Raw genomic sequence first — 11,254 nt, 5'->3', positions numbered from 1 at the left:
CCCCGCTCCTGGTACGGCTTCTGACCATTCCAGTGCTTTTGAGAGGGGGGCGCGCATCAACCGCTCCGCCACTCGAACGAGTGAACATCACTCTTGAGTTGGCGAACAAGTCTCCCCACGTGCGCCTCTGACCATGCATAGGGGGCGGGGTGGAACTTCGGCGCGGCCTTTGGCAAGATGCCCGCCCGCACTCCTCCGGAGCCCGCCCTCCGCGTACCGGGCCCGCGTTGACCTGCTGGTACGGCTGGAAACCGCTCCCGTGCGGGCTCCGTGAAGACCTCGTGCAGACTGGCCTCATGCGCCTCGAACTCGCCACCGTCCCCGGCGATCCCGAACGCCCCAACGAGGACTGGGTGTCGGCCGCCCTCCCGGCGTCCGGCCAGGGCGGAGCGCTGGTGGTGCTCGACGGGGTCACGCCACCGGCGGAGGACGACGGTTGTGTGCACTCCGTCCCGTGGTTCACCGCCCGGCTGGGCGGCGCGCTGGTGGAACTGTCGGGTTCACGGCGAGATATGGACCTGGCCGAGATTCTCTCCGCGTCCATCCGGCGCACCGCCGACGCCCACCGGTCGACCTGTGACCTTTCTCACGCGCGTACGCCTCAGGCGACCGTGGCTCTGGCGCGTTGGAGCGAACACGCGATCGAGTACCTGGTGCTCTCCGACGCGGTGCTCCTGCTGGAGGCGCCGGACGGCACGGTCCGGGCGGTCCTGGACGACCGGCTCGACCGGTTGCCGCCGGGTTCGCTGGCCTCGGCGGCGACGGTCGACGGCCTGCTGCGGAACAAGGAGGGCGGCTTCTTCACCGCGGCCGCCGACCCGGCGGTGGCCGCCCGCGCGGTGACCGGCACCGTCCCGGCCGCCGAGGTCCGCTCGCTGGCCGGGCTGACGGACGGGGCGAGCCGGTGGACGCAGGTGTTCCGGGAGGGCGACTGGGCGGGCGCGCTGGAGCTGCTGCGCAAGGCGGGTCCGCAGGGGCTGATCGATCGCGTACGGGAGCTGGAGGCGGCCGACGCGGCCGCCGGGCGCGTACGGCTGCGGCGGAGCAAGACGCACGACGACGCGACGGCGGTGTTCGTGGAGGTGTAGAGGCGAGGCTTCACTCCTCCGCGCGGCTGTTCAGCTGGTGCAGCAGCGTGGAGCTGTAGAGGCGAGGCATCACTCCTCCGCGCGGCTGTTCAGCTGGTGCAGCAGCCGGGCCAGCTCGGCCACCTCGGCCCGGTCCCAGGCGGCCAGCTTGCGGACGTACTGCCCGCGCCGGGCGTCGCGGACGCTGCGGAAGCGGGCGAGGCCCTCGTCGGTCAGCCGGACGAGCCAGGCGCGGCCGTCCGCCGGGTCGGGTTCGCGGGCGACCAGCCCGAGCTCCTCCAGGGCCCGCAGCTGCCGGCTCATGGTGGCCTTGCCGACGCCGAAGTAGGCGGCCAGCTCGGTGGCCCGCTGCCGGCCTGCCGACTCCAGGCGGACGAGCAAGCCGTAGGCGGCGGGCTCCAGTTCGGGGTGGACCCCGCGGGCCATCTCGCCGGAGCTGGCCCGCGCGCGGCGCAGGAAGACAGCCAACTCGCGCTCCAGCGCCAGGAATTCGTGGTCCACACCAGTTCCGGCGGTGGCGTCCGGCTCCGGCGCGTTCTCGCTCCCGTGCACGTCAGTACCCCTCGTACGGTTTCCTGCCGATGAAAGTTTCTTCCACGGCCGGTCAACGCCGCAGCTCGGCCAGTATTTCGCAGGCGTAGGACAACGGCGGCGGCCAAGGCCTCTTCCGTGCGCCGGGTCCACGTGCGCGTGGACGTCAGCGGCCACCAGGACAACGTGGCCTGGCAGACCCTGTGGAACAGCGGCGTGAAGTGGGCCCACGCGAAGGCCACCGAGGGGACGTACTACGAGAACCCCTGCTTCCCGCAGCAGTACAACGGCTCCTACAACGTCGGCATGATCCGTGGCGCGTACCACTTCGCCACTCCGAACACCGCGAGCGGCGCCGCGCAGGCCAACTACTTCGTGGACAACGGCGGCGGCAGGGTCCCGCGACGGCCGGACCCTGCCGGGCGTGCTCGACATCGAGTGGAACCCGTACGGCGCCCGGTGCCACGGCCTCAGCCAGGCCGGAATGGTGAACTGGATCCGGGACTTCACGACGGTCGGCGAGGTGCCGGCCGGCTGGGGCCTGTGGCTTGGATCAGGCCGGACCCCGCGAGCCTGGCCTGATCCAAACGACAGGCCCTGGCCCATCCACACGACGTGGCAGTACACCTCGACCGGCCCCACGGCCGGCGACCACAACCGCTTCAACGGCGCCCCCGACCGCGTACAGGCGCTCGCCAACGGCTGACCCCTCGACCGAGCCCGCCCCGGTGACATCGCTCCAGGTCACCGGGTTCTCACGCGGCCTCTCACCCCACTATGCACTCCATGTATACGCACTATGTATAGTCCTCGGCGTACCGCACACCTGTGCGGATATTTCCGCGCAAAGGAGTGGTGTGCCGTGCCCAAGAAGATGAGCCTGCTCGGCGGCGGGTTGGCCGGCGCGCTGGTGACGACGCTCACACTGGCGCTCGGCGGGTGCTCGATGGAGACGACGGCTCCGGGCTCGGCACGGCAGGACGCGGCGTCCGACGCCAAGGGCTCGTTCGGCCGGGCCGACTGCCGTAAGGCGAAGTGCATCGCGCTCACGTTCGACGCCGGACCGGGCAAGGACACTCCGGAGCTGCTGGACATCCTCAAGGAGAAGAAGGTCCACGCGACCTTCTTCCTGCTCGGCAAGCACCACGTCCTCAAGCACCCGGAGACCGTGCGGCGCATCCAGGACGAGGGCCACGAGGTGGCCAACCACACCTGGACGCACAAGATCCTCACCGACCAGGAGCCGGACGAGATACGGGCCGAGCTGGAGAAGACCCAGGTGGCGATCGAGAAGGTCACCGGCAAGAAGCCCCGGCTGATGCGCCCGCCGCAGGGCCGCACCGACGACAAGGTCTCCGGGATCAGCGAGGAGCTGGGCCTCTCCCAGGTGCTGTGGAGCGCCACCGCCAAGGACTACTCGACGAACGACTCGGCACTGATCACGAAGCGGATCGTGGGCCAGGCGAGCAAGGACGGCATCATCCTGCTGCACGACATCTACCAGGGCACCGTGCCCGCCGTGCCCGGGATCATCGACGCGCTGCAGAAAGACGGCTACACCTTCGTGACCGTCCCGGAGCTGATGGCCCCGGCGGTGCCGGAGCCCGGCACGATCTACCGCCCGTGACCTGCGGTCACAACATGCGGAACGGCCCGCTCCCGTTGACTCGGGAAGCGGGCCGTCCGTACCGGCCGTGCACCTGATGCCGCGCCCGTCACTGCGTGGCGGTCAGGCCGCGGCCGGGATCCTCTCCTCGGTCCTGGCCGAGGCCGGGGCGAGGGCGATCTCCAGGACCTGGCGGACGTCGGTGACCGGGTGGACGTCCAGCTTCTCCAGCACCTCGGCCGGGACGTCGTCCAGGTCGGCCTCGTTGCGCTGCGGGATCACCACGGTGGTGATGCCCGCGCGGTGCGCGGCCAGCAGCTTCTGCTTCAGGCCGCCGATCGGCAGGACGCGCCCGGTCAGGGACACCTCACCGGTCATCGCCACATCCGTACGGACGAGGCGTCCGGAGAGCAGCGAGGCCAGGGCCGTCGTGAGCGTGATGCCGGCGCTCGGACCGTCCTTCGGCACCGCACCGGCCGGGAAGTGGATGTGCACACCGCGGTCCTTGAGGTCCGCGACCGGCAGCTCCAGCTCCGCGCCGTGCGACCGCAGGAAGCTCAGCGCGATCTGCGCCGACTCCTTCATGACGTCGCCGAGCTGACCGGTCAGGGTCAGTCCGGACGCGCCGGTCTCCGGGTCGGCGAGCGACGCCTCGACGAAGAGGACGTCACCTCCCGCACCGGTCACCGCGAGCCCGGTGGCCACACCCGGCACGGCGGTGCGCCGCTCGGACGGGTCCTGAGCGGACTCGGGCACGTGGTGCGGGCGCCCGATGAGGCCGCGCAGGTCGGCGTCGGTCACCGTGAACGGCAGCTCGCGGTCGCCCAGTTCGTGCTGGGCCGCGACCTTGCGGAGCAGCCGGGCGACGGCCCGCTCCAGATTCCGTACGCCGGCCTCGCGGGTGTACTCACCGGCCAGCTTGCGCAGCGCCGACTCCTCCAGCGCGATCTCGTCCTTCTCCAGACCCGCTCGCTCCAGCTGGCGCGGGAGCAGGTGGTCCCGGGCGATGACGACCTTCTCGTCCTCGGTGTAGCCGTCGAGCCGGACCAGCTCCATGCGGTCGAGCAGGGCCTCGGGGATGGCTTCGAGGACGTTGGCGGTGGCGAGGAAGACGACGTCGCTGAGGTCGAGTTCGACCTCCAGGTAGTGGTCGCGGAACGTGTGGTTCTGCGCCGGGTCCAGGACTTCGAGGAGAGCTGCGGCCGGGTCGCCGCGGAAGTCGGAGCCGACCTTGTCGATCTCGTCGAGCAGGACGACCGGGTTCATCGAACCGGCCTCCTTGATCGCTCGCACGATCCGTCCGGGAAGAGCGCCCACGTACGTACGCCGGTGGCCCCGGATCTCCGCCTCGTCCCGGACACCGCCGAGCGCGACCCGGACGAACTTGCGGCCCATGGCATGCGCGACGGACTCACCGAGCGAGGTCTTGCCGACACCGGGCGGACCGACGAGCGCGAGCACGGCACCGCCGCGGCGACCGCCGACCACACCGAGCCCTCGGTCGGCGCGCCGCTTGCGCACCGCGAGGTACTCGGTGATGCGCTCCTTCACGTCGGCGAGGCCGGCGTGCTCGGCGTCCAGGACGGCCTGGGCGCCACGGATGTCGTAGGCGTCCTCGGTGCGCTCGGTCCACGGCAGTTCGAGGACGGTGTCCAGCCAGGTCCGGATCCAGGAGCCCTCAGGAGACTGGTCACTGGACCGCTCCAGCTTCTCGACCTCCTTGAGCGCGGCCGTCCGGACGTGCTCGGGCAGATCGGCGGCCTCGACGCGGGCCCGGTAGTCGTCGGACTCGTCCTCCGGATCACCGTTGAGCTCGGAGAGCTCCTTGCGTACGGCGTCCAGCTGGCGGCGCAGCAGGAACTCGCGCTGCTGCTTGTCCACGCCCTCCTGGACGTCCTTGGCGATGGACTCGGCGACATCCTGCTCGGCCAGGTGCTCGCCCAGCCACTGGATGGCGAGCTTCAGCCGCGCGACCGGGTCCACGGTCTCCAGGAGCTGGACCTTCTGCGCGGTGGTCAGGAACGGCGAGTATCCGGAGTTGTCGGCGAGCGCCGAGATGTCCTCGATCTGCTGGACCCGGTCCACGACCTGCCAGGCGCCGCGCTTCTTGAGCCAGCTGGTGGCGAGCGCCTTGTACTCCTTGGCCAGCTCGGCGGCGGAGCCCGGCAGCGGCTCGGGCACGACGGCATCGATCACCGTCCCCTCGACCCAGAGCGCCCGCCCCGGCCCACTGGTCCCGGCCCCGATCCGGACCCGGTCCCGCGCCCGGATGAGCGCACCCGGGTCGCCGTCGCTCAGGCGTCCGACCTGCTCGACGGTCCCGAGGACACCGGTCCCCGTGTACGTCCCGTCGATCCGCGGCACCAGCAGCACCTCGGGCTTGCCGCCGCCGGGCCGGGCAGCGGCCTGCGCTGCCTCCACGGCGGCGCGCACCTCGGCGTCGGACAGGTCCAGCGGCACCACCATGCCGGGCAGGACGACCTCGTCGTCGAGCGGCAGCACGGGCAGGTCGATCGGTGTGAACGCCTTGGACTCGGTAGTCATGATCTCCCCTTCGGCAGGCAAGTTGAGCTATGTGGACTCAATGCTTGTGAGCCGCCGAATGTTCCCCGAGCGCTGTTCGCTGTGAGCGATCACGGCCCGGAAGCCTGGTGCGCCCTCTGTCCACGGGAGCGTCCGGCACGGAACGGCTATTCCCCGGGACCGCTCTTCCTGCCCGGTGAACCGGATACGGTCCGGCGGGCGATAGGGAGGGTGTGAGGCTGTTGCGCCCTGCGGGGGGAGACCGGGATGACGGTACGGAGACGGAAGGCGACGACGCGTTGGTGCGCGCCGTGGCACGCGGCGACGCGGAGGCGCTGGGCGCGCTCTACGACCGGCATGCCGGGTGGCTGCACGCCCGGCTCGCCCGGCGGTGCGCGGACGCGGAGACCGTACGCGAAGTGCTCCAGGACACCTTCGTGACCGTGTGGCGCTCCGCCGCCTCGCACCGGGGCGCGCAGGTCGGCGGGTGGCTGTGGGTGATCGCCTCGCGCCGGCTCGTCGACACCTTGCGGGCCGGTGCTCGTGCCGGCCGGGCACCGAGCCCGGTGCCGGAGGCCGTCGCACCCTCCGCCGAGGACCGGGTGCTGGCGGGCCTGGAGTACGGGGACGTGGGCACCGCGCTGGCCGGGATCTCGCCGGAGCTGCGCGAGGTCCTGCGCGCCACGGTCGTGGACGGACTGTCGACGAGGGAGGCGGCCGCGCTGCTCGGCATCCCCGAAGGCACGGTCAAGACCCGCGCGATGCGGGCGCGGCGCGAGCTGCGGGCCGCGCTGGAACGGCTGGCGCCCGAGGGTGACGCGTTGGGAGGTACGGCATGAGGCGCGAGGGTTCCGGGCCGGGCCCGGACTGGCACGTGGGCGAGGAGCCGGCCGCGCGCTACGCCGCCGGTACGGCTGCCGAGAGCGAAGCCTGGTCCCTGGAGAAGCATGTCGAGGCGTGCGGGGACTGTGCGGCCGTGGTGTCGTCGGCGGTCCGGGCGGTGGCGGAGACCGGGGCGGTGCTGGCCGGTATCCGGGCGGTGGTGCTGGAACGGGCGGCGGCGGAGGCGCGCGGGGCCGCCGGCTCCTGGGCGTACGCCGAGGGGCCAAAAGCGCACGCGGGCGCCGAGTCACCGGCGTACGCGGAAGGGCCGCAGGCAGGCGTGAGCGCCGGCCCGAGCCCGTACGCCGGTGGCCCGGGAGCACACGCGGGCGCGGAACCACCGGTGTACGCCGACACCACCATCAGCACCGGTACAGGCGCGGGGGCCATGGGGGTGCCTCCGCGTCTGTCACGGGCCGCCCGGGTTCTGTGGGCGGCCGGGCCCGCCTTGCGCGGGGCCTGGCTGGTGGCGCTCGGCGTCGTCGTCCTCGGGGCCGTCGCACTGTCGTACGGGGCCGGGCTCGGGGCCTCCGTACGGCCGTTGCTGCTGGTGACGGCGCCGGTGCTGCCGCTCGCCGGGGTCGCGCTGTCCTACGGGCGGCACGTCGATCCGCTGTACGAGATCGCCGCCTCGACCCCGGCCGGCGGGCTGCGGCTGCTGCTGACCCGGGCCGCCGCCGTCCTCGCGGTGAGCGTCCCGGCGCTGACCCTCGCCGGGGCGGCGCTGCCGGCTTCGGCGGGCGGACCGGGAGCGGCCGCCTGGCTGCTGCCGGGGCTGGCGCTGACGCTCGCGGCGCTCGCGCTGGGCAGTTTCGTCGGCAGCCGCCGGGGGGCGGCTGCCGTCGGTGCGGCCTGGCTGGCCTTCGTCGTCGCTCCTGCCGCCGCCGTACCGGCCGGTACGGCGCTGATGGCGGGGGCCGCACCGTACTTCGCCGGACCCGCCGTACAGAGCGGCTGGGCCGCCGGGGCCGTGGCGTGCGCGCTGCTGCTCGCCGCCCGCCGCCGTTCCTTCGACCATCTGGAGACACCGTGAGCGCCAAGGTCGCCGGCCTGACCGTCCGGCACCGCAGAACGACCGCTCTGGACGCCGTGGACCTGGACTTCCGCCCGGGTGTCCACGGGCTGCTCGGGCCCAACGGTGCCGGCAAGACCTCCCTCATCCGGGTGCTGGCCACCGTCGCGGCCCCGGACGCCGGGCAGGTGGAGCTGCTCGGCAGCGAGGTCGGCCGAGGAGGAGATCACCGCGAGCGGGCCTCCGTACGGCGCCGGCTCGGCTATCTGCCGCAGGAGTTCGGCTACTACCCGGGGTTCACGGTCCGCGAGTTCGTCGGATACGTGGCGTGGCTCAAGGAGATGGACGGAGCGGCGGTCGCGGCGGCGGTGGAACGGGCCGTGGAGCGGGTCGGGCTCGGCGAGCGGATCGACGCCAAGGTGAAGACCCTCTCCGGCGGCATGGTGCGGCGGGTCGGCATCGCGCAGGCGATCGTCAACGAACCCGCACTCCTGCTGCTCGACGAGCCGACCGCCGGTCTCGACCCGGAGCAGCGCGTCGAGTTCCGGTCCCTGCTGCGCGAGCTGGGCCGGACCTCCACGGTGATCGTCTCCACGCATCTGGTCGAGGACGTCGCCGCGGCCTGCACCGATGTGACGCTGATCGAGGCGGGCCGGATCGCCTACCGGGGCACGACCGCCGAACTGATCGAGCTGGGCGACGCGGCGGACGGGCCCGGCGGCAACCCGATCGAGCGCGGCTACACCGCAGCGCTGCGCGCACACCGTACGGCGGTGAGGGCGTGACCGGCACCCTGACCCCGGCGGAGCCCGTCACTCCGCGCCGCGTCCGCCATCCGGCGCGTGCCGCGTTCCGGGCCGAACTGCGGCGCGGGATCGCTCCCTGGGTCGCGCCCGCCATGGCCCTCACCATCGCCGTGCCGATGATCAGCAAGGCCGCCCAGTGGCAGGGCGGTTGGGGCGATACGCAGGGGCTGCTGCATTCGCTGACCACCTTGATCGGCGGGCCGCCGGCGGCGGCCGCCGGGTGCTGGCAGGGCGGACGTGAGCACCGGCGGAGGACCACCGCTCTCTGGCTCTCGGTGCCGCGCGGCCGTCCTGCCCAACTGGTGATGGCGGCGCTGCCGGTGGCGGTGTGGGCGGTCGTCGGTCACCTGGCGGCCGTGGTGGGAGTACTGGCCGCGACCTGGCCGTACGCCGGGGCCGGCGGCCCCTCGGTGGGCATGATCGTCCTGGACACCTGGTTCCTGGTGTGTGCCGTGTTCACCGGGTTCGTGGTGGGACGCCTGTGGCGGTGGCGGCTGGCCGCACCGGTGCTCGCGGCGGCCACCTACCTCACTCTCGGCATCCCTTCGTACTCCGAATCCGGCCTCCGCTTCCTGAACCCGGCCGAGCAGTACTACCTGTCCGACCGGGTGCCGGTGGCGTGGTTCGTGCCGGTGATGGTCCTCTGGCTCGGCGCTCCGGTGGTCGCTCTGGTCACCGCGTACGCCGTCCGGCGCCGCTTCCTCGCGGTCGTCCCGCTGGTGGCCGCCGCCCTCGTCGCTCCGGCGATCGTGAGCGGCGGTGACGGCCTGTTCCGGGAGGACCCGGTGGCGCGACGGCTGATCTGTACGGAGTCGGTGCCGCAGGTCTGCGTGAGCGGGCTCGACGGCCCGCTGCTGTCCCAGGTGTCCGACGCGCTGGCCGGTCCGCTCTCCCGCCTGGACGGGGTTCCGGGGGCTCCGCGGCGGTACGTCCACGCCCCCGAGGGCGGACCGGCCCCGGCCGGCACCTCCCTGCTGCCGCACCACACCCGAGGCTGGACCGTGGTGCGCGGTAGGCTCCCCGATCCCGCCGACTACGCCCACCAGACGGTCCGGCGCATCGCCCAACGCGACTGCCCCGTGGCCGTGCTCATGGCGGAGGACAGCGCGACCCAGCGCATGTGGGAGACGGATGACGCCGTGGCGCGGTGGCTGGCGCCCACGGACGGCCCCGGCCTGGACACGCCCCACCCGGCCCGGCTCACGGCCATGGGCGACGCCGAACGGCGGGCCTGGCTCGGCCGCTATCTGGCCACCCGTACCAGCTGCGACCCGAAGGCGGTGCCGACGCTGTGACGACGACCGTCCGCACGACGCTGCCCGTCCTCTATCTGCGCTCCCGCGCCCTCCCGGCGACCCTGGCCGCGCTGGCGGCCATCGCCGTGCTCGCCGCGTGGGCGGCCGACTGGCTGCAGGGCCGGCCGCAGTTCGACCACACGGCCCGCGTCCCGGTCCTCGCGCTGGCCCCGCTCCTTGCCGCCGCCGCGATCGGCACCGGGTTCCTCTCGCACACCGGGGAGCTGGACCGGACGGCCGTGCGCCGCTGGTGGCCCCGGCGGCTGGTGTACCTGCTGGCCCTCACCGCGCTCACGGCCGGGGCGCTGGCGCTGGCCGTGCCCGGCCATCCGGAGCAGTTCGGCGCGCCGGCGATGGTGCGCAACGTGGTGGGCGCGACCGGGGTGACGGCGGCGGCGGCCGTGGTTCTGGGAGCGCGGGCGAGCTGGCTGCCGATGACGGCGTACGGAGGCGCGGTCTATCTGGCGGCGCCGCGGACACCGGGCGGAGCGGCCGCGTACTGGGCCTGGCCGATGCAGCCGGGGCCCGAGGCGGCGGCCTGGGCGGTGGCCGGGACGGCGTACGTGGCGGGGGCCGCGCTCCTGGCGCTGCGCGGCGCGCACCCGGGCCGCTGACCGTCACCGGAGTACCGGAGTACCGGAGCCGTAACCGGCCCTCCATGGCGTACGTGACGGTCGCGAGCGGACGCCGTGAAGATCGAAACCGCTGGGCCGGGGGCTGCCGCTCTCCTAAGATCCGCCCCATGGAGCCCGACACCCAGACCTACACCTGCGCCATGATTCCGCCCGCTCCCACCACTCTCGACCGCCGCGAAGGCCCCTACGGCGAGGTCGTTCTGCGGGAGCGCGGGGAGCACTTCGAGATCATCGCCAACGGGTGCTTCCTGATGGACACCTCCGACGGGCGCTCCGAGCGGCTGCTGGTCGACGCCGCTCTGGGCGCGCTGCCCGTCGGGCGGACCGGGCCCTCCGTGCTGATCGGTGGGCTCGGCGTGGGGTTTTCGCTGGTGCGGGCCGCCGAGGAGGCGCGGTGGCGGCGGATCGTGGTGGTGGAGCGGGAGCAGGCGATCGTCGACTGGCACCGGCGGGGGCCGCTGGGGCGGATCTCCGGGGCGGCGCTGGCCGATCCGCGGACCGAGGTGCTCCAAGCGGATCTGGTGGCCCACCTCCGTACCGCCACGGAGCGTTACGACGCGCTCTGCCTGGACATCGACAACGGGCCCGACTGGACCGTCACGGAGGACAACGGCAGCCTCTACTCCCCCGCCGGGCTGGCCCGCTGCCATGGCCGGCTGACCCCGGGCGGTGTGCTCGCCGTCTGGTCCGCGCAGCCGTCTCCGGCCTTCGAGGAGGCATTGCGGAATGCCGGGTTCAGCGGGGTTCGGACCGAAGAGGTGGCTGTTGCCCGAGGTGTGCCGGACGTGGTCCATCTCGCGTCGCGGAGTCTCTGAAGGGGCCGCGAAGCCCCCTGGCGGTAGGTACGGGTCCGGCGGGAGACGGGGCAACCTTCAC

Annotated in this window: 10 protein-coding genes and 1 pseudogene; 9 read left to right on the top strand and 2 right to left on the bottom strand. The window is 73.0% G+C overall.

Annotated elements, in window-relative coordinates; all coding sequences use genetic code 11:
• The first annotated feature begins 296 nt into the window (after nt 1-296).
• On the top strand, nt 297-1,088 hold the full coding sequence (locus tag ABZ267_RS03055; protein WP_356747933.1) for a hypothetical protein: 792 nt from the start codon (nt 297-299) through the stop codon (nt 1,086-1,088).
• A gap of 69 nt (nt 1,089-1,157) precedes the next feature.
• Here the strand turns inward: ABZ267_RS03055 and ABZ267_RS03050 are convergent, their stop codons facing one another.
• Nucleotides 1,158-1,640, bottom strand: a complete 483-nt coding sequence (locus ABZ267_RS03050; protein ID WP_356747931.1) for a MarR family transcriptional regulator — start codon at nt 1,638-1,640, stop codon at nt 1,158-1,160.
• A gap of 138 nt (nt 1,641-1,778) precedes the next feature.
• Between ABZ267_RS03050 and ABZ267_RS03045 the strand changes: the two are divergent.
• A pseudogene (locus ABZ267_RS03045) lies at nt 1,779-2,325 on the top strand (GH25 family lysozyme); the annotation flags it as partial.
• Between the two features lie 168 nt (nt 2,326-2,493).
• A complete protein-coding gene (locus tag ABZ267_RS03040) occupies nt 2,494-3,246 on the top strand; it encodes a polysaccharide deacetylase family protein (RefSeq protein ID WP_356748352.1) in 753 nt (250 codons plus the stop codon).
• Between the two features lie 102 nt (nt 3,247-3,348).
• Here the strand turns inward: ABZ267_RS03040 and lon are convergent, their stop codons facing one another.
• Entirely contained in the window at nt 3,349-5,769 is a 2,421-nt protein-coding gene (gene lon, locus ABZ267_RS03035; RefSeq protein ID WP_356747929.1) for an endopeptidase La, read from the bottom strand.
• A 212-nt stretch (nt 5,770-5,981) separates the two neighbouring features.
• Between lon and ABZ267_RS03030 the strand changes: the two genes are divergently transcribed.
• The 6 genes from ABZ267_RS03030 (at nt 5,982) to ABZ267_RS03005 (ending at nt 11,193) form a co-directional block, all read left to right on the top strand.
• Nucleotides 5,982-6,587 carry an RNA polymerase sigma factor gene (locus ABZ267_RS03030; RefSeq protein WP_356747927.1) on the top strand — a complete coding sequence of 202 codons (606 nt, stop codon included), beginning with the start codon at nt 5,982-5,984 and terminating at the stop codon, nt 6,585-6,587.
• On the top strand, nt 6,584-7,663 hold the full coding sequence (locus ABZ267_RS03025) for a zf-HC2 domain-containing protein (RefSeq protein ID WP_356747925.1): 1,080 nt from the start codon (nt 6,584-6,586) through the stop codon (nt 7,661-7,663). Before ABZ267_RS03030 ends, ABZ267_RS03025 begins: the two co-directional genes overlap by 4 nt.
• Nucleotides 7,660-8,427 carry an ATP-binding cassette domain-containing protein gene (locus tag ABZ267_RS03020; protein ID WP_356747923.1) on the top strand — a complete coding sequence of 256 codons (768 nt, stop codon included), beginning with the start codon at nt 7,660-7,662 and terminating at the stop codon, nt 8,425-8,427. Before ABZ267_RS03025 ends, ABZ267_RS03020 begins: the two co-directional genes overlap by 4 nt.
• Complete coding sequence (locus ABZ267_RS03015) at nt 8,424-9,743, top strand: hypothetical protein (RefSeq protein ID WP_356747921.1); 1,320 nt, start codon at nt 8,424-8,426, stop codon at nt 9,741-9,743. Before ABZ267_RS03020 ends, ABZ267_RS03015 begins: the two co-directional genes overlap by 4 nt.
• Complete coding sequence (locus ABZ267_RS03010; protein WP_356747919.1) at nt 9,740-10,357, top strand: hypothetical protein; 618 nt, start codon at nt 9,740-9,742, stop codon at nt 10,355-10,357. Before ABZ267_RS03015 ends, ABZ267_RS03010 begins: the two co-directional genes overlap by 4 nt.
• Before the next feature lie 128 nt (nt 10,358-10,485).
• Nucleotides 10,486-11,193, top strand: a complete 708-nt coding sequence (locus tag ABZ267_RS03005; protein WP_356747917.1) for a spermidine synthase — start codon at nt 10,486-10,488, stop codon at nt 11,191-11,193.
• The last annotated feature ends 61 nt before the right edge of the window (nt 11,194-11,254 follow it).

Origin of the sequence: Streptomyces sp. NPDC006174, assembly GCF_040614075.1 — a bacterium.
In the GTDB taxonomy this organism is placed as follows: Bacteria; Actinomycetota; Actinomycetes; order Streptomycetales; family Streptomycetaceae; genus Streptomyces.
Note: the sequence above shows the minus strand (reverse complement) of the source record. Positions and strands in the feature narration are given on the sequence as shown.